Annotated in this window: 17 protein-coding genes; 3 read left to right on the top strand and 14 right to left on the bottom strand. The window is 68.0% G+C overall.

What is annotated here, in order from left to right:
- Positions 1–10 precede the first annotated feature (10 nt).
- The 3 genes from ABNQ39_RS21805 to ABNQ39_RS21815 are packed head-to-tail and all read left to right on the top strand — an operon-like array spanning position 11 to position 3367.
- Positions 11–997 (top strand): HlyD family secretion protein, encoded by a 987-nt coding sequence (locus ABNQ39_RS21805; protein WP_376960457.1) that lies wholly within the window; start codon positions 11–13, stop codon positions 995–997.
- A gap of 1 nt (position 998) precedes the next feature.
- Positions 999–2225 (top strand): ABC transporter permease, encoded by a 1227-nt coding sequence (locus ABNQ39_RS21810; protein WP_376960459.1) that lies wholly within the window; start codon positions 999–1001, stop codon positions 2223–2225.
- Entirely contained in the window at positions 2222–3367 is a 1146-nt protein-coding gene (locus tag ABNQ39_RS21815; protein ID WP_376960461.1) for an ABC transporter permease, read from the top strand. The genes ABNQ39_RS21810 and ABNQ39_RS21815 overlap by 4 nt, the downstream gene beginning before the upstream one ends.
- On the opposite strand, the gene ABNQ39_RS21820 is transcribed toward ABNQ39_RS21815, so the two are convergent.
- The 14 genes from ABNQ39_RS21820 to ABNQ39_RS21885 all read right to left on the bottom strand — a co-directional run bounded on the left by ABNQ39_RS21820 (position 3346) and on the right by ABNQ39_RS21885 (position 18771).
- Positions 3346–5112: a nitric oxide reductase activation protein NorD gene (locus tag ABNQ39_RS21820; protein WP_376960463.1), complete on the bottom strand. Its 1767-nt coding sequence runs from the start codon at positions 5110–5112 to the stop codon at positions 3346–3348. The genes ABNQ39_RS21815 and ABNQ39_RS21820 overlap by 22 nt on opposite strands.
- Positions 5113–5154: 42 nt before the next feature.
- Entirely contained in the window at positions 5155–5955 is an 801-nt protein-coding gene (locus tag ABNQ39_RS21825) for a CbbQ/NirQ/NorQ/GpvN family protein (RefSeq protein ID WP_376960465.1), read from the bottom strand.
- A gap of 84 nt (positions 5956–6039) precedes the next feature.
- Positions 6040–7080, bottom strand: coding sequence for an aliphatic amidase (locus tag ABNQ39_RS21830; RefSeq protein WP_376960467.1), 1041 nt, complete (start codon positions 7078–7080; stop codon positions 6040–6042).
- 116 nt (positions 7081–7196) lie between these two features.
- Positions 7197–7892, bottom strand: coding sequence for an urea ABC transporter ATP-binding subunit UrtE (gene urtE, locus ABNQ39_RS21835; protein WP_376960469.1), 696 nt, complete (start codon positions 7890–7892; stop codon positions 7197–7199).
- Positions 7885–8634: an urea ABC transporter ATP-binding protein UrtD gene (gene urtD, locus ABNQ39_RS21840; RefSeq protein WP_376960471.1), complete on the bottom strand. Its 750-nt coding sequence runs from the start codon at positions 8632–8634 to the stop codon at positions 7885–7887. The genes urtE and urtD overlap by 8 nt, the downstream gene beginning before the upstream one ends.
- 14 nt (positions 8635–8648) lie before the next feature.
- Positions 8649–9788 (bottom strand): urea ABC transporter permease subunit UrtC, encoded by a 1140-nt coding sequence (urtC, locus tag ABNQ39_RS21845; RefSeq protein WP_376960473.1) that lies wholly within the window; start codon positions 9786–9788, stop codon positions 8649–8651.
- Between the two features lie 134 nt (positions 9789–9922).
- A complete protein-coding gene (urtB, locus tag ABNQ39_RS21850) occupies positions 9923–10792 on the bottom strand; it encodes an urea ABC transporter permease subunit UrtB (protein ID WP_109446928.1) in 870 nt (289 codons plus the stop codon).
- A gap of 55 nt (positions 10793–10847) precedes the next feature.
- Positions 10848–12095 carry a transporter substrate-binding protein gene (locus ABNQ39_RS21855; RefSeq protein ID WP_376960476.1) on the bottom strand — a complete coding sequence of 416 codons (1248 nt, stop codon included), beginning with the start codon at positions 12093–12095 and terminating at the stop codon, positions 10848–10850.
- A 540-nt stretch (positions 12096–12635) separates the two neighbouring features.
- Entirely contained in the window at positions 12636–13241 is a 606-nt protein-coding gene (locus ABNQ39_RS21860) for an ANTAR domain-containing response regulator (protein ID WP_376960478.1), read from the bottom strand.
- A 22-nt stretch (positions 13242–13263) separates the two neighbouring features.
- On the bottom strand, positions 13264–14433 hold the full coding sequence (locus ABNQ39_RS21865; RefSeq protein WP_376960480.1) for a transporter substrate-binding domain-containing protein: 1170 nt from the start codon (positions 14431–14433) through the stop codon (positions 13264–13266).
- A gap of 275 nt (positions 14434–14708) precedes the next feature.
- Positions 14709–15236, bottom strand: coding sequence for a histidine phosphatase family protein (locus tag ABNQ39_RS21870; RefSeq protein WP_376960482.1), 528 nt, complete (start codon positions 15234–15236; stop codon positions 14709–14711).
- Positions 15230–15916 carry a phosphoglycolate phosphatase gene (gene gph, locus ABNQ39_RS21875; RefSeq protein ID WP_376960484.1) on the bottom strand — a complete coding sequence of 229 codons (687 nt, stop codon included), beginning with the start codon at positions 15914–15916 and terminating at the stop codon, positions 15230–15232. The genes ABNQ39_RS21870 and gph overlap by 7 nt, the downstream gene beginning before the upstream one ends.
- Before the next feature lie 12 nt (positions 15917–15928).
- Positions 15929–17044, bottom strand: coding sequence for an ABC transporter ATP-binding protein (locus ABNQ39_RS21880; protein ID WP_376960486.1), 1116 nt, complete (start codon positions 17042–17044; stop codon positions 15929–15931).
- Positions 17045–17058: 14 nt separating this feature from the next.
- Positions 17059–18771 carry an ABC transporter permease gene (locus ABNQ39_RS21885; protein WP_376960488.1) on the bottom strand — a complete coding sequence of 571 codons (1713 nt, stop codon included), beginning with the start codon at positions 18769–18771 and terminating at the stop codon, positions 17059–17061.

An 18771-nucleotide genomic window follows, 5' to 3' on the forward strand; every position in this document is an offset into this window, starting at 1 on the left:
GATGAGCGGAATGAGGGCTCTTCGCTGGACGATCGGGGTTGCCGCCATCGCGGCGCTCGGCACGACCCTGTGGTTTGCGACACGGCCGCCGCCGCTGACCGTCCAGGGAGAGGTGTCGGCCGACCGGGTCGACATCAGCCCCCGCGTTTCCGGCCGCGTCGCCAGACTGGGCGCCGACACCGGGGACAGGGTGGCGCGCGGGACGGTGCTGGTCGAGCTGGAAAGCCCGCAGCTGGTGGCGGCGCTGGCCGCCGCCCAGGCGGCGCTCGGCGTGGCCAGGGCCGACCTCGACCGGGTCAACAGCACGCGGGCCGAGACCATCACCGCGAGACGGGCCGATCTGGCCTCGGCGGAAGCCGACGTCACCCTCTATCAGGACAATTACGGCCGGCAGGCCCAGCTCATCCGCTCGGGCAACACCCCGCAGGCCCGGCTCGACGAGGCGGCGCGCAATCTGGAGGCCGCCGTCCGCAAGCGTGAATCGGCGGAGGCTGCCTTGCATCTCGCGGTCACCGGCGCCAGCCCGGAGGAGCGCGCCCTCGCCGCCGCCCAGGTCAAGCAGGCGGAGGCCGCCCTCCGCCAGCGCTCCGTCGATGTGGAGGAGCTGGTCGTCCGCGCGCCGATGGATGGCCAGATCACCACCAGGGTGGCGGAGCCTGGCGAGAATTTCAGCGCCGGCGCGCCGCTCTTCTCCATGGTGGACATCGCCCACCCGTGGTTCACCTTCAACCTGCGCGAAGATCTGCTGGCGGGCCTCAGCGTCGGCGACGGCTTCCGGGTCACCGTTCCTGCCCTGAAGTCGGCAAAAATCGGCTCGGCGGAGATCCCGGTGCGGGTGACGACGATCAACGTCCAGGGGCAATACGCGACGTGGCGGGCGACCCGCGCCACCGGCGATTTCGATCTGCGGACCTTCGAGGTCCGGGCCGTGCCGGCCGCGCCGGTGGAGGGACTGCGGCCGGGAATGAGCGCCATCTGGGTCCGGCAGGGGCATTGAGATGCGGCCCCGCACCGGGTTGCGTCCCGGCTTCCTGCTGGTCTTCCAGCGTGAACTGGTCTGGCTGCGCCGGCGCCGTCCCGGTCTCCTGGTGCTGGTGACCCTTCTGCCGCTTGGCCTGATGGGGCTGCTGATGGCGATTTTCAGCGCCGGCCTCGCCACCCGCCTGCCGGTCGCCGTGCTCGACCTCGACGGGTCCGACCTTTCGCGCACCATCGTCCGCACCGTCGATGCCACGCCCGATGCCGCGGTGGCGCGGCGCGTCGCCGACCTTGCCGAAGGGCGCCGGCTGATCCTGTCCGGCGCCGTCCACGGGCTGCTGATGATTCCGCGCGATCTGGAACGGGACGTGAAGGCGGGGCGGCGGCCGGAAATCGTGTTCTTCTACAACGCCCAGACGCTGACCACCGGCAACCTCGTCCTGCGCGGGGTCAACAATGCCGTCCCGACGGTGGCGGCCGGCATCCGCCTGTCGCTGCGCACGGCCCAGGGCCAGCCGATGGATGCCGCCCAGGCCTCGCTGGCACCGATCCCGGTGCAAGTCCACGGCCTGTTCAACCCCACCATGAATTACGCCCATTTCCTGCTGGCGGCCCTGTTGCCCAGCCTGCTTCAGGTGGTGGTGGTCGTGGCGTCCGCCTATTCGGTGGGATTGGATGTCGAGACGCGGCACCGGCTGGCGATCCTGCGCAGGCTTGGCGGCGGCCTGTGGCCGGCCATGGCGGGAAAGGTCCTGCCCTATACGATCCTGTCGATGATGGTTCTGGGTATCGCCGACTCCGTCCTGTTCGGCCTGCTCGATCTGCCGTTGCGCGGCCAGCGGGGGATTCTGCTCCTCGCGGGCATCCTGTTCCTGCTGGCCTGCCAGTTGCTCGGCGTCCTGCTGGCGCTGCTCTTGCGCTCCACCGCGATGGCGGTCAGCATCGGGACGCTGCTGACCGCACCGGCCTTCGGCTTCATGGGAATCGGCTTTCCGCGCCTCGGCATGGGCGGCTTCGCCCAGGGCTATGGGGCGCTGCTGCCGGGAACCTGGTACCTGACGGCACGGATCGACCAGACCGTCCGCGGCACGCCGTCCGACCTGTCCTGGCCGCCGGTGCTGGTCCTCGCCGCTTTCGTGATCGGACTGGCCGGGCTGACCGCAGGGCGGCTGGAGGGGCTGCGCGCCCGGCGCCGGCGGGCGGTCACAGGGCGCAGCATCGCGGTTCACGAGGGGAAGGCGTCATGAGAGCGGTCTTCGCCGTTTTCCGCCACGAACTCCGCCGCATTTTCACGGTCCGCCCGGTCTTTTCCGTGTTCATCCTGGCGGCGGCGATCTATGCCGTGTTCTATCCGCAGCCCTACCTCACCGAGGCGCTGCGCAACGTCCCCATCGTGGTTGTGGACCGCGACGGGACAAGCAGCAGCCGGGAGATGGTCCGCCGGCTCGACGCGACCTCCGACGTCAGCGTCGCCCTGGTGCTGCCCGACCTCCCAAGCGCCCAGCGCGCCGTCTATGAACGCGCGGTGTCGGGCATCCTGCTGATCCCCGGGAATTTCGAGCGCGACCTGCTGCATGGGCGGCCCTCCCCGGTCGCTCTCTATGCGGACGCCAGCTATTTCCTGATCTATCAGCGGATCGCCGGGGCCGTCTCGGCGGTGGCGAGGACGCTCGGGGCGGAGGTCGAAAGCGCGCGTCTGGTCGCTGCCGGCGTCGATCCGGCCCTGGCCGGCGCCGTCGTCGACCCGATGCCGCTGACGGCGGTGCCGCTGTTCAATCCGCAGGGAGGCTATGCGACCTATCTGCTGCCGGCGGCTTTCATCCTGATCCTGCAACAGCTCCTGCTGATCGGAACCGGCCTGCTCGGCACCATCCCCGACCCCGGCCGACCAAATGCGGGGCCGCTGGCGACGGTGACCGGCAAATACATGGCCTATCTGGTGCCGGCAGCCCTGATCCTGCCCTTCTACCTGATTGCCCTGCCCTATCTGTACGGCATCCCGCGCCTGGGCTCGCCCACGACCGTTCTCCTCTTCGCGCTGCCGTTCGCCCTCGCCGTCAACGGGCTTGGCATGATCGCCGCGGCGGTCTTCCGCACGCCGCTCGCGGTGCAGCTCGCCACCGCGGCGGTCGGCTTGCCCTTTTTCTTCCTGGCGGGCTTTTCCTGGCCGCAGGAATCGATGCCGGACGCGGTTCGTCTGGTCGCCCGGCTGCTGCCCAGCACATCGGCAATCGACGGGCTCGTCCGCACGGCCCAGCTCGGGGCGCCCCTCTCCGAGGTCGCCGAACCCTTCCTGACGCTGTGGGCGCTGGCCGGGCTCTATGGCGCAATCGCCGTTGCGCTCGCAGCCCGGCGCGACCGGTACGGTCATGTCGACAGGCGCAGATAGAAGGTCGGCAGCACCTCCGGCAGTTTCTCGGCGCGGTCGATCACCATGACGTTGCGCGCTCCGAACATCCGGGTCAGGTAATCGCGGCCCTGGGGATCAAGCCCGATCACGAAACAGTCGATCCCCCGCGCCGCCAGCCCCAGCACGGCGCGGCGGGCGTCGTCCAGCAGATAGCGGCGGTCGGCGACGTCGATGTCCGACGGCTCGCCGTCGGTCACCACCAGCAGCAGGCGGCGATGGGTCGCCTGCCGCTCCAGCAGCCGGCCGGCATGGCGCAGCGCAGTGCCGAGCCGGGTGGACAGACCGGCCTTCAGCCCGGCCAGCCGCCCTTTGGCCGCGTCGTCGTAAGGCTGGTGGAACGCCTTGATCCGGTAATAGCTGACATCCTGCCGCCCGTTGGAGCGGAAGGCATGGATGGCGAAGGGATCGCCCAGCCCGTCCAGCGCCTGGGCGAACAGCGTCGCGGCCTCCCGCTCCACCGACAGCACGCTGCGCCCACCCCCCGCAACCGGATCGCCGGTCGAGGCGGAGACGTCGAGCAGCAGCAGGACCGACAGGTCGCGGTTGCGGCGGACCAGAACCTCATGCACCCGCGGGTCGGGAGCTTCGCCGCGGCGGTGGCTGACCATGGCGTCGATGCAGGCGTCCAGATCCATGCGGTCGCCTTCCGGCTGGCGGCGCAGCCGCACCGGCCGGCTGACCTTGGCCGAGCGGACCAGCGCGGTCAGCCGGTCGGCGGTCGCCTGATGACGCTCGACGATGCGGGCGATGGCGGCGGGGTCGCCGGGCTCGGTCCGCCGTTCGTTCAGCACGACCCAGTCGGGACGGTCGATGCCGACGCGGTAGTCCCATTCCGGGTAGCGCAGCGGCGGGGCGGTGATCTCCTCCTCCCCCACCGCGCGGGCGGGAACATCGGTGGCGGACAGCCGCGCCGGGGTGGCGCCCTCCCCCAGCTGCTCGTCGGGCCGGCCATGGTCGCGCTCCTGCTGTTCGGTGCGGAAGGCCTCGAACACCGTCTCGGCGTCGCTGGGCGGGCTCGGCGGCGCCTCGCCATGGTCCCACAGGCCGAGGTTGTCGTCACGGTAGGCCGGCTCGACGACATAGTCTTTGGAATTGAACTGCACCCGCATCTGGCCGAGATCGTTGCCGAGCAGCCCGCCGATCCGGCGGCTGAGCGCCGGGCTGTCCCACCCGGCCTCCGCCTCGAAGAACAGGCGCCTGCCCTTGGCGACCCAGGCGTCGTCGTCGCGGTAGTCGGGGTCGATCAGCGCGCGGGCCAGCCGCGCCATCAGGGCGGGCGCGGTGCCGGCGCCGTCCGGCTCGGCGACGTGGAAGGGCCGCCAGACCCGCAGCAGGCCGGGATGCTCGCGCATCGCCAGCTGCTCGACCCGGGCATCCTCGATCAGCGAGACGAGCGCCAGCTGCAACGGCTTCAGCCCGGCGGCCGGGAAGCGCGGGCCAGTGAAGCGCAGATGCGCCCCGGCATGGACCAGGGCGGCACGGAACAGCGCGCCGGAGCGGCGGCCATCGACGCCGCGGAAGGTGCCGGGCATCCAGATCAGCCCGTCCGACAGGCTGACCCGCCGCGGCGGGTTGCCGGCGGCATCCGGCCTGGCATGGCGGATCGGCACCCGCAACCGCCACAGCGCGACCAGATAGGCGACCAGCCGGCGCTCGACGGAGGAAAAAGCTGTGTCGGCGGGAAATTGGCCAGCGGGAAATTGGTGCGACTGGTCGTCGGGCATCTGGTCTCCGGTCCTCTCGTCCTCTCCCCGAACAGGGACGGCTCAGGCAATCGCCGCCGACACGGCGGCGGAGAAGGCGTCCCGCACGTCGGCGTCGTCGGTGATCGGCAGCACCAGCGCGATCCGGCAGGCGGTCTCCAGCGCGATCCCCTGCGCGACCAGCCGGCCGGCATGGATCAGCATGCGGGTGGACACCCCCTCCTGCAGCCCATGGCCCTTCAGGTTGCGCGAGCTTGCGGCGATGCGGACCAGCAGCTCCGCGGTGCCGGCGGCGACGTCTGATTCGTGGGCGACGATCTCCGCCTCCACCGCGGCGGCCGGATAGCCGAACTCGATGGCGGCGAAGCGCTGCTTGGTGGATTCCTTCAAATCCTTCAGGACGCTCTGGTAGCCGGGGTTGTAGGAGATCACCAGCTGGAAGTCCGGATGGGCCTGGACCAGCTCGTTGCGCTTCTCCAGCGGCAGGATGCGGCGGGCGTCGGTCAGCGGGTGGATGACCACGGTGGTGTCCTGGCGGGCTTCGACGATCTCGTCGAGATAGCAGATGGCGCCGTGCCGCACCGCCTGGGTCAGCGGCCCGTCGTGCCAGACCGTGCCGCCGGGATCGAGCAGGAAGCGCCCGACCAGATCCGACGCGGTCATGTCCTCGTGGCAGGCCACCGTCACCAGCGGCCGGCCGAGCCGCCATGCCATATGCTCGATGAAGCGGGTCTTGCCGCAGCCGGTGGGGCCCTTCAGCATCATCGGCATGCGCGCCGCATAGGCGGCCTCGAACAGCGCCACCTCCCCGACGACCGGCCGGTAATAGGGCTCCTCCGGAATCCGGTGTGCATCCAGCGCCATCGGCGCATCTCCTTATCTTTGGTCTCGCTCCGGGGAAAGGCGGCGGGCGTCTCCCGACCCCCGCCGCTCCGTCCATCCTGCTCTTCAGCGATGCAGGGCGGTTTCCGGGTTGGGAATGCCGTCGATGGGACATTCCTCGGTGCCGACGGTGCCGCGGGTCATCGCCTCGACCCGCGCGCGGGTGCCTTCCGGATCGTTGACCCAGTCATGGTAGAAGCTGTAGGCGCAGGCCGCCTCGCCCTTGGAATCCTCGCCGGAGTTGATCTTGCCGGTGTAGCCGCGGTGGACCAGCTTGAAGAGGTGGTTCTGCGACTGCATGTTCTTCCGCGCGTCGCGGATCAGCGAGGTGGAGAGCTGGGCGTACTGGATGCCGTTCTCCTCGGTTCCGCACTCGCCCAGCGTCCGGCCGTCGAAGCCGATGATGGCGGAATGGCCGAAGTAGGAATAGACCCCGTCGAAACCGGCGGCGTTCGCCACCGCGACGTAGCTGTTGTTGGCCCAGGCCATCGCCTTGGACATGATGACCTGCTGTTCCTTGGCCGGATACATGTAGCCCTGGCAGCGGACGATCAGTTCGGCGCCCTTCATGGCGCAGTCGCGCCAGATCTCCGGATAATTGCCGTCGTCGCAGATGATCAGGCTGATCTTCAGCCCTTTCGGCCCTTCGGTGACGAAGGTGCAGTTGCCGGGATACCAGCCCTCGATGGGCACCCACGGCATGATCTTGCGGTATTTCTGGACGATCTCGCCCTTGTCGTTCATCAGGATCAGCGTGTTGTAGGGCGCCTTGTGCGGATGCTCCTCATGCCGCTCGCCGGTCAGGGAGAAGACGCCCCAGACCTTGGCCTTGCGGCAGGCGTCGGCGAAGATCTGCGTCTCGTCACCCGGAACCGACGAGGCGGTCTCGTACATCTCCTTGGAATCGTACATGATCCCGTGGGTCGAATATTCCGGGAAGATCACCAGATCCATGCCGGGCAGGCCGACCTTCATGCCCTGGACCATCTCCGCAATCTTGCGGGCGTTGTCGAGAACCTCGGCCTTGGTGTGCAGGCGCGGCATCTTGTAGTTCACGACCGCGACGCCGACGGTGTCCTTGCTGCTGGAAATATCGCCGTGCAACATGGTGCATTCCCTTTCTGGTCTGTGGATCGATAAGGAGGGGGCGTTCCGTCCCGGCGCGAGGCTGGACGGCGAACCCGTGTGAGGGGGTTTGAGAGAGACGGGACCGGAGCTGCGGCCTAAACCGCCATGTGCCGGTGCACCAGATCTTCGGTCAGGCTCTCCGTCGGCCCGTGGGCGGCGACCCGCCCCTTGTCGAGCATCAGGAAGAGGTCGGAGGCCTGCCGGGCGAACCTCACATTCTGTTCGACCAGCACGACGGTGATGCCGTACTGGCGGTTCAGGGTCATGATCACGTTCTGGATCTGCTCGACGATGTTGGGCTGGATGCCCTCGGTCGGCTCGTCCAGCAGCAGGACCTGCGGATTTGCCGCCAGCGCCCGCGCGATCGCCAGCTGCTGCTGCTGCCCGCCGGACAGGTCGCCGCCCTTGCGGTTCAGATTGTCGCGCAGATAGGGGAACATCTCGAACACCAGGGGCGGGATTTCCCGCTTGCCGTCAGGGCGGGCGAAGCTGCCCATCAGGATGTTCTCGCGGATGGTGAATTTGCCGACGATCCCGCGCCCCTGCGGGACATAGCCGATGCCGAGGCCGGCGCGGCGGTGGGTCGGCTCTCCCCGGATGTCGCTGCCGCCCAGCCCGATCCGGCCGATGACCCGGTCGGTCAGCCCCATGACGGTGCGCATCAGCGTGGTCTTCCCCACCCCGTTGCGGCCCAGCACGCTGAGCAGGCTGCCCCTGGGCACGGCGAAGCTGACATTCTGCAACACCGGGCTGCTGCCGTAGAAGGAATAGACGTCGGTCATGTCAAGCATGGGAGATGCCCCCGCTTCCAAGATAGGCCTCGCGCACCTTGGGATCGTTCTCCACCTGCCGGATCGATCCTTCGGACAGGCGCTTGCCCTGGTGCAGCACGGTGATGGTCTCGGCGATCTCGCGGACGAAGCCCATGTCGTGCTCGACCACGATCAGCGTGTGCCGGCCGCGCAGCCGCTGGAAGATGCGCGAGGTCTTGCCGGTTTCCTGGATGGTCATGCCGGCGGTCGGCTCGTCCATCAGGATCAGGGCGCTGTCCTGGACCAGCAGCATGGCGATCTCCAGCCATTGCGTCTGGCCGTGCGACAGGAAGGCGGCCCTGGTGTCCAGCTCGTCGGCCAGCTCGACGATCTCCAGCACCTCGGCGATGCGCCGGTCGAGGCGGAGGCCGGGGAACAGGCGGATCGTCCGGGCCGGGCCGGGGTGCCGGGAGTGCGCCACCTCCAGGTTTTCGCGCACCGTCAGTTCCTTGAACACGCTGGGCACCTGGAACTTGCGCCCCACCCCGTGGCGGGCGCGCCGGTATTCCGGCGCCTGGGTGATGTCGTGCCCGTCGAGCAGGATGCGCCCGCCGGTCGGCTGGGTGCGGCCGCAGATCAGATCCAGGGTGGTGGACTTGCCGGCCCCGTTGGCGCCCAAGAGGCAGCGCAGCTCGCCGCGCTCGACCGTCAGGTCCAGGCCGTTGACCGCCTTGAAGCCGTCGAAGCTGACTTCCAGCCCGTGAAGTTCGAGATAGGCCATGGGGATCGTCTCCTTCAGCTCGGCGTGCGGCCGGCATGCGGCGCCTCGGAAAGGGCGGCGGCAAGGGCGGCGTCCGCCTTGGGACGGGCCGGGCGGGTCAGGCGGTCGGCCAGGATGCCGATCAAGCTCGACAGGCCGTTGGGCAGGAAGACCACGACCAGGATGAACATGCCGCCGAGGATCAGCTGCCAGGTGTCGAGGAAGCTTTCGGACAGGCTGCCCTGCATGAAGTTGACCAGAATGGCGCCGATGGCGGCCCCCAGCAGCGAGCCGCGCCCGCCGACCGCCGCCCAGATCACCATCGACAGGCTGAGCGGCACCCCCATGAAGGTGGGCGAGGCGAATTCCAGCACCATGGCGTAGAGCATGCCCGCCAGCCCGGCCATGCCGGCCGACACCGCGAAGGCGAGCGACTGGTAGGCGGCGACGTCGTAGCCGAAGAAGCGCACCCGGTCGGCATCGTTGCGGATGGCCTGGAGGATCAGCCCGGCCTTGCTGCGGGTGAAGGCGAGGCCGAGCAGCAGGCACAGCGACAGCGCCCCGGCGGACAGATAGTAAAAGGCCGGGCTGTAGGGATCGAAGGTGACGCTGCCGGCCTCCAGCCACGCCAGATCGGTGATGCCGTTGAAGCCGCCGGTGTAGGCCTGCTGGTCGATGAACAGCAGATTGACCACCGCCAGCATGGCGAGCGTGATGATGGCGACATAGACCCCGGCGATCCGCGCCCGGAACATGAAGGAACCCAGCAGCAGCGCCACCACCACCGGGGCCAGGATGCCGGCCGCCACCGCGAACAGGCTGGAATGGAAGGGCTGCCAGAACCAGGGCAGGTGGTCGAGGTTGTTCCACACCATGAAGTCCGGCAGCCCGGCCGACCCGGTGTGGACCGGGCTGGTCTTCAGCTTCAGATGCATGGCGACGGCATAGGCGCCGATGCCGAAGCTGACCCCCTGCCCCAGATTGAGGATGCCGGCATAGCCCCAGCTCAAGGCCAGCGCGGCAGCGGCGAGGCCGAGCGCCAGATAGCGGGCGAACTTGTTCAAAAGGAAGGCATCGGTGACGAAACTGGGAACCGCCAGGATGACGGCGCAGAACAGCAGATAGGCGGCGATCTGGGCATAGGGCTTGCTGCGCGACAGGGTCGATTTCGACATAAGCGGGCTCCGGGGGACGGGACCGACCGGGGAACCGGCCCGGTTTTGAAGATCGGGATGGCGGAGATCGGGTTGGCCGAGGCCGGCGGGCTGGTCGTCGGGGAACTGGACGCTGGTCATCGGCTTGGCCCTCCTCACCGGCGCCGCTGGTCGACGAACAGGCCCTGCGGACGGAAGCGGACCAGGACCACCACCGCCAGGAAGACCAGCGCCTTGGCCAGCGTGTCGTTCAGCAGGAAGGCGATGCCGGCGGTGCCGCTGCCGAGCAGGCCGGAACTGACCACCGTGCCGATCAGGCTGCCGACGCCGCCGACCACCACCACCATGAAGGCATCGACCACGAAGTTGGTGCCCATGTCCGGCGCCACGCTCTTGATCGGCGCCACCAGCGCGCCGGCCAGCCCGGCGAGGCCGGAACCGAAGGCGAAGGTCAGGCTGTAGATCCTGGCGCTGTTGATGCCGTAGCAGCTGGCCATCTCGCGGTTCTGGGTGACGGCGCGCAGCTTCATGCCGAACTCGGTCCGCTGGATGACGAACCAGGTCAGCGCCAGCAGGGCGGCGGTCAGCGCCAGGATGAACAGGCGGTAGCTGGGGATGCCGACCCCGGCGATGTCGATGCTGCCGGACAGGAATTCCGGCGTCTGGACATAGCGCAGCTCGGCCCCGGCGGACAGGCGCACCGCCTGTTGCAGCATGATGCCGATGCCCCAGGTCGCCAGGATGGTGTCGAGCGGCCGGTGGTAGAGGAAGCGGACCACCGTGCTCTCGACCACCCAGCCGGCCGCCGCCACCATGAAGAACACCAGCAGCAGGCAGGGGATCAGCGGCAGGCCGAACTGCGACTGGAGGAACCAGGTGCCGTAGGCGCCCAGCATGACGAACTCGCCATGGGCGAGGTTGATGACCCCCATCGCGCCGTAGATGATCGCAAGCCCGAGCGCCACCAGCAGCAGGATCGACGCGATGCTGAGCCCGGTGAAGAGTTGACCGAAGAAAATATCCATAAGCCCCTCCGACGGGGAGAGCGTCGGGCGACGCCCTCCCCTGCCCGTTCATTGCTCACGCGCCCTTCAGGCCGTCCTTGGTGCAGCTCTGGCCCGGATAGGCCCAATAGGGCTCCGGCTTCACCCAATCCGACGATTGCTGGATGACCTTGAACTGGCCGTCGGCCTGGGCCTGGCCGATCTTCGGCCACAGGTAGCAATGCAGATTGTCGCCATCGACCTTCACCTTGCCCTGCGGCGCCATGATCTCCAGCCCTGCGGTGGCGTCACGGACGGCGATGGGGCTGATGTCGCCCTTGCCGATTTTCTCCACCGCCTTGCGGAACAGGTGCATCTGGAAATAGGCCGCCTCCGACACGAAGTGCGTCACCGACTCCTTGCCGAAGCGCTTGTGGTAATTCTCGACGAAGACCTCGTTCTCCTTGGACTGGTGGCCCATAAAGTACGGGGCGGAGGTGAAATGGCCGGCGGCATACTCGCCGCCCATCGCCGCGATCTCCACCTCCGACGTGGTCAGGCTGGCCATCGGCATCCTGTCCGGGCTGAACCCGGCCGCCTTGTACTGCTTGTGCAGCGCGATCACGCTGTCGCCGACCACGGTGGAGAAGATCACGTCCGGCTTGGTCTCGCGGAACTTGTTCAGCACCGAGCCGAATTCGGAATGGCCGAGCGGCACATATTCCTCGCCGACCACCTCGCCGCCCAGTTCCTTCAGCAGGATCTTGCAGACGTTGTTCTCTTCCTTGGGATAGATGTAGTTGGAGCCGATCAGGTAGAATTTCTTGCCGAAAGTCTTGACCAGCCAGGGGATGAAGTCCTTCTGCTGCTGGTTGGGCACCGCCCCGGTGTACATGACGTTCTTCGAGCATTCGCGGCCCTCGTAGAGCGTCGGGTACCAGTAGAGGTTCTTGCGCTTCTCGAAGACCGGCAGCACCGCCTTGCGCGAGGCGGAGGTGTAGGAGCCGAAGACGCTGACGCATTTGTCGTTCAGCACCAGCTTGTTGGCCTTGTCGGCGAAGGTGGCGGGGTCGGAGGCCGGATCCTCGACGATTGCGGTCAGCTTCATCCCGTTGATGCCGCCGGCGGCGTTGATCTCGTCGATGGCCATCATGGTGGCGTTGTGCATCGACTTCTCGACGACCGCGGTGGTGCCGGTCAGCGAGAAGAGGACGCCGACCTTGATCTCGCCGTTCGCGGCCCAGGCGGCGCCGCTGTCCTTGATCCAGATGTGCGGAAAGCCGACCGATCCGGCCACCCCGGCGGCGGCCGTCGATTTCAGAAAATTTCGCCGTGTGAAGGTCATGACGCGTTTCCTCCTTGTTTGCCTGTTTTTGCTGGTTCTTCGGCACGGACAGGAAAGCGCACAAAAAAAGCCCCACCCAGGCCTGCGGCCTGCTGGGGCTTCATTGCCTCGGCACGAGATCCCGGCGTCATCGGCGGGGTGTGCCTGATGCGGTCTCAAGTCGTGTCAGTTGATTTTAAAATACTCAACGAATGGTGGCGTCGATCATGCAGTATTGTTCTTTCCGGCGGCCAATGAGTGAGGCGCCGGGTAAAAGAGGCCGTTGCGCGACAAAGCATTCGTCGCGTCAATCAGCAGAGGGTTGATAGTCAAACTTATCCCTGCACAAACCCATCCATCGGCGTCCCTCGCATCTGTGGTGCCGGAGTGAGCGTCGGTACGTCAGGTTCGAACACAAAAAAAGCCCCGGTAAGGCTGTCACACCTTCTGGGGCTTCATCGCCTGCCCGTCGATCCGACATCATTGGCGGACGCGGGCGATTTGCTTCGGTTGCTCAGTAAGATGCACAGTGCGCCACCTTACCGTCAACAACAAAAATGCTCAGCGAGTCGGATTTTCCGCCATCAGCATTTCGCTGGCGTCGATGATGGCGGCGGCGACCGCCTCGATGGTCGTCCGCCGGGCCATGGCGCGTTCGCGGATGAAGCGGTAGGCCTCCTCCTCGGTGATGCGGCGCTGCTCGATCAGGATCGCCTTGGCCTTGCTCACCTTCTTGATGCCGTCCAGCCGCTGCTCGACCTTATGCAGGCGCTTGCGCATGCCGCGCTCGCCCTCCGCGGCGCGGTGGGCCATGAACATGGTGGTCAGCAGGCCAAAGGCGCGGATCGGCTTGCTGACGAAGCCGCGCACCCCGTAATCGACCAGGGCCTTCAGCACGGTCGGGCTCTCATAGTCGAGTACGGCGACGATAGGCGGCCCGTCGTCGGCGGTGGACCAGGACAGCCGTCCCTGTCCCGACAGCAGTTGGGTCATGTCGAGGAAGATTAGGTCGACGCCGCTGGGGCGGTCCTTGGGCGGCGGCCATTCGGACCGGGCCTGGCAGCCGATGCGGTGGAGCTGGCGCAGCAGCTCCTCCGCCTCGGCGTCCTGCGGGTGGATGACCACCACGCGGAAGGAGCGGATGTCGCGGAGTAGGTTGATCGACATGCGGCGTTCGCCCCGTTTGCGGTCAGACCGTGGCCTGCCGCCGCCAGCGGATATCCGCCTCGTCGGCAGCGTTGTGATCCACCAGATACGGATCGGGCTTCATCGCCACCGGCGACTCCGCGACGATCTCGAACCGGCCATCCGCATCGACCCGGCCGACGCGCGGCCACAGGTAGGTGTGGTTGTTGTCCGGATCGATCCGCACCCGTCCCTGGGGCGCATCGAACTCCTGCCCGAAGATGGCGTCGCGCAGCCGGTCGGTGTCCATGCAGTTGGCGATGCGCAGGGCCTGGGCGAACAGATGGACCTGGAAATAGGCGGCCTCGCACGACGCGTTGGTCCGCTCATGCTCCCCGAACCGCTCGCGGTAGCGGGCGACGAACCGGCGGTTGGCCTCGCTGTCGATGGAATCGAAATAGGGGGCGGCGGTGACGTGCCCGCGCGAGGCGGCGACGCCGATGTCGCTGATTTCCGCCTCGCTGGTGGTCAGGCTGGCAATCGGCATCCGCGCCGGATCGAACCCGGCCTCGGCATAGGCATGGTAGAGGTGGGCGGTGGCGGCGCCGACCACCGTGGAGAAGATGAAGTCCGGCTGCTTGCGCCGGATGTCGCGGATGACCGGGGCGAACGCCTTCTGCGTCGCGTTCAGCGGCAGGTACTTCTCGGCGAGGATCTTGCCCGACCGCTGGAGCACCAGCTCCCGCATGATCCGGCTGGATTCATAGGGATAGATGTAGTCCGACCCCACCATGTAGACGCGGCTGCCATATTCCCGCGTCAGGTAATCGGCCAGTTGCCGGCCGTTTTGGTTGGGGGCGGCGCCGGTGTAGATGACGTTGCGCGAGCATTCGAAGCCCTCATAGAGGGTCGAATAGAGCAGCAGCCCGTTGCGCCGCTCCACCACCGGCAGGATCGCCTTGCGCGTGCTCGACATGTAGCAGCCGAACAGGACGCTGACCCGCTCCCCGGTCATCAGCCGCTCGGCGAGCGCCGCGAACAGTGCCGGATCGGACCGCGGATCCTCGACGATGGGCAGGATTTCCCGGCCGTTGACCCCGCCGCCGGCATTGATCTCCTCGATTGCCATCAGCGTGCCCTGGAGCTGGGTGCGTTCGATTCCCGCCGTGACCCCGGTCTGCGAGAACAGCACGCCGACTCTCCACGGTTCACCGCTCTTGGGGGTACAATCCATCTGCATCCACCTCTTCGTCACACTCGCAGCCGTAATCCGCGCCCAGCCCAACCGGCAGCTACCCGGTTGAAAATAGAACAAAAAAAGCCCCAATCAGGGCGGTCGGCCCTGATTGGAGCGCCATTGCTCCGGCCCGCTCCATCACGTCGGGACCCCTGCTGAAACCCAGCTGCGGCCCCCTGGCGTGACGTCGGACACATATGTGCGTCCATACTATGACAAGGCCGGATTGTTTGGCGACTCCTGTTTTGCGCGATATCAGCTCACACGGCCGCTCACTGGGCCGCCACACCCTCCCGCGTCAGGGTGACGGGCGACGCGTTGGGCGGCCACAGCAGGTCGGACTCGACCCCCATCCAGCGGCAGAGCACCGGCCAGGTGCCGGCATGGGCGACGATTAGCAGCGGGCCGCCGTCGCCGGGCACCGGCAGCCCGTCGAGCGCCGTGGTGACGCGGGCGCGGAAGCCGGTCAGGCTTTCGCCGTTCGGCACTTCCTCCCGCAGCAGGTCGGCCGGGATGGCGCCGCCTTCGAGATCGCCCCAGCGCCGTTCCTCCAGTCCGGCCACCGGGATCACCGGAACGCCCAGCGCCTCCGCCAGGATGCCGGCCGTCTCCAGGGCCCGGCGCTGCGGGCTGCTGTGGACCGCAGTCACCGACTGCCCGCCGGCGAGCAAGCTGGCGGCGGCCTCCCGCGCCTGCGCCCGGCCCCGCTCGGTCAGCGCCACGTCCTTCGAGCCGGCGAGCCAGCCGCCGAGGTTGCTCTCGGTTTCGCCGTGCCGGCAGAAGATCACCGACCTCAGCATGACAGCCGCTCCGCCAGATCGGCGAAGCCGCCGAGGATGCCATCATGCGGCAGGCCGTCGAGCGGGACGCGGGCATAGCCATAGGGAACCACCAGCACCCGCGCCACCCCGGCGGCGCGGGCGGCTGCCACGTCATGCTCGTTGTCGCCGACGAAGACGGTTTCCGCCGGCGTGACTTCCAACCGCTCCAGCAGCCCCAGCACCGGTTCCGGCGACGGCTTGCGGGTCGGGTAGCTGTCGCCGCCGACCACCGCGGCGAAGCGGCCGGCGATGCCCAGATCCTCGAGCAGGCGCAGGGTGGCCGCCATCGGCTTGTTGGTGCAGACGCCGAGCCGCAGCCCGGCCTCCGCCAACCGGTCCAGCGTTTCGGCGACGCCGGGATAGAGCGTGCTGTGGGCGCTGGGGTCGGCCTCGTAGATCGCCAGGAAGCGTTCGAGACAACGGGCGGCCTCGTCCGCCGCAGCCGGAACCCCGCCGGTGGCGGCCAGCACGCGCTCCACCAGCTTGGGCGCTCCATCGCCGACGAAGGAGCGCACCGCCGCCAGATCGACCGGCGGGCGCCCCAGTTCGGCGAGCAGGGCATTGGAGGCGTGCATCAGGTCGGCCACGCTGTCCACCAGCGTGCCGTCGAGGTCGAAGGCAACGGCGCGGATGGCGGGGCGGTTCACGGTATCGGTCACGATTGCGGCACCTTACTGGCGAAGGAAGCGGGCCTTGTCGGCCGCGAGGTCTAGGATGATCGGGGCATCCGGGGGGAGCAGAGCATCGCCCGCCTGATGCGGCGCGTCCACCTGAACCAGCTGCCCGCCGACATCCACCGCATAGCGGATCGACGCGCCGAGGAACTCGCGGTGACGGACGGTGCCGGTCAGCCGGGAGTGTCCGGGCGCCGGCGGGCCGCCGTCGGCGCGGATGGCGAGGTTCTGCGGCCGGAACATCAGCTTGCCGCCAGTTCCGGCCTCCACCGCCGGCAGCGCCACCGGGGTGAAGCCGGTGCCGACGAAGGCGCGGCCCCCGGCCCCGTCGTCCCGCACCGCGCCGTCCAGCACATTGGCGGTGCCGAGGAAGCCGGCGACGAACAGGTTGGCCGGATGGTCGTAGAGGTCCTGCGGGGTGCCGACCTGCTGCACCCGCCCGTCCTCCATCACCGCGATACGGTCGCAGATGGTGTTGGCCTCCTCCTGGTCGTGGGTGACGAAGATGGTGGTCAGGCCGAGCTTGCGCTGGAGGCTCAGCAGCTCCTGGCGCATCTGCACGCGCAGCTTGGCGTCGAGGTTGGACAGCGGCTCGTCGAGCAGCAGGATCTTCGGCTCGATCACCACGGTGCGCGCCAGCGCCACGCGCTGCTGCTGGCCGCCCGACAGCTGCGAGGGGCGGCGGTCGGCCAGATGCTTCAGCCCGACCAGTTCCAGCGCGGCATCCACCCGCCGCTCGATCTCGGCGCGGGGAACGCGGCGCTCCTCCAGCCCGAAGGCGACGTTGCGGCGGACGGTCATGTGCGGCCACAGGGCGTAGCTCTGGAACACCATGCCGACGTCGCGCCGGTGCGGCGGCAGGGTGGAGATGTCGCGCCCGCCGATGCGGACCTCGCCGCGCTGGGCGGTGTTGAAGCCGGCGATCAGCCGCAGCAGCGTGGTCTTGCCGCAGCCCGAGGGGCCGAGGAAGGCGAAGAACTCGCCGGGCTTGATCGCGAGGTTCACGTCCTTCAGCACATGGTTTGTGCCGTAGGACAGGTTGACGCCCTCGATGTCGACGCCGACGCTCTGGATTTGCGCGGCAAGGGCGGCCGGGGAAAACTGGTGGTTCATGACGATGGTTTCCCTCAGTGGTCCTGGCCGCGCTCGCGGCGGCCGCGCTCGATGACGACGTGCGACAGGTAGGTGCCGAGCCCGACGATGATGACGGCGAAGATGCCCAGCGCCGCCCCCGGACCGCGCCCGGCCGCCGACTGCATGTAGACGTAGAGGCCGTAGGCCAGCGGCGCGTCGCTCTGCGAATGCACCAGCATGATGGTCGCCGACAGCTCGACCGCCGCGGTGGCGAAGCTGGTGACGAAGCCGGCCAGGATGCCGCCCGACATCAGTGGCACGACGATGCGCCCGACGGTGCGCAGCTTGGTGGCGCCGAGATTCTCGGCGGCCTCCTCCAGCGAGGAGCTGACCTGCTGCAAGGCGGCGGTGCAGGCGCGCAGCGCGTAGGGCAGACGGCGGATCGCCAGCGCGAAGACCAGGATCAGCCAGAAGTTGGACAGCGGCTGGCCGGTGAAGGGCATCGGCACGCCGTAGAAGCTGCGCAGATAGCCGATGCCCAGCACGACGCCCGGCACCGCCAGCGCCGCCATCGCGATGTAGTCCAGCCATTGCCGGCCCGGCAGCTTGGTGCGCAGGACCAGATAGGCGATGGCCGTGCCGATCACCACGTCGAGCAGCGCCGCCAGCGAGGCGTAGAGCAGCGTGTTGGTGATGTACTGCCCGCTCTCGGAGAAGACGGTGTGGTAGTGCTTCAGCGTGAAGGCGTCGGGCATCGGGCTGAAGGACCAGATGGTGGCGAAGGACAAGAGCCCCAGCCCGACATGCGGCGCCAGCACCAGCACCAGGATCAGCAGCACGATGCCGTAGGCCGCCACCATCTCCAGCGGCTTCAGGCGCCGCTTGGCGAGGCCGCCGCCGCCGCGCTGCACGGTGGCGTAGTCCTTGCCGCGCATCGCCAGCGCCGACACCCAGAGCGCCAGCAGCGAGCAGGCGATCAGCACGACGGAGATGACGTAGCCCATCGGGTCGGCGATGCCGATGGAGGAGATGCGCAGGTAGGCCTGCGGCGCCAGCATGTCGTTGACGTTCAGCAGCAGCGGCGTGCCGAGGTCGTCGAACACCTTGATGAAGACCAGCGAGGCACCGGCGACATAGCCCGGCATCGCCAGCGGGAAGACGATGCGGCGGAACAGGCGGAAGCCGTGGCAGCCGAGATTCTGCGCCGATTCCTCCATCGCCCGGTCGATGTTCTTCAGGCTGGCCGACAGGTTGATCAGGATGAAGGGGAAATAATGGATGCTCTGGACGAAGATGACGCCGTTCAGCCCCTCCATGAAGGGGATCGAAAAGCCGAAATGGTCGCGCAGCAGCAGGTTGACCGAGCCGTTGCGCCCGAACAGCAGCTGCATCGCCACCGCGCCGATGAAGGGCGGCATGATCAGCGGGATGATGCCCAGGCTCTGGATCAGCACCGAGCCGCGGAACTCGAAGCGCGTGGTCAGGTAGGCGAGCGGCAGCGCCAGCAGGCTCGCCACCACCACCGACATCGCCGAGACGTAGAAGGAATTCCCGAACGACCGCATGAACAGGTCGTTCTGGAAGAAGTCGGCGAAGTTCACCAGGGTGAAGGCGCCGGTCGTCTTGTCCTGGAAGGCGACGAAGATGACCTGGACCACCGGAACGACCAGGAACAGCAGCAGGAATGCGGCGATCAGCAGCGCGGCCAGCGCCGGCCCCGGCCGCACGCGCGCGATGCGGTCGCGCGTGAGCGCAAGTGACGTCAT

The organism is Azospirillum sp. A26, assembly GCF_042604635.1.
GTDB classification, from domain to species: Bacteria; Pseudomonadota; Alphaproteobacteria; order Azospirillales; family Azospirillaceae; genus Azospirillum; species Azospirillum palustre.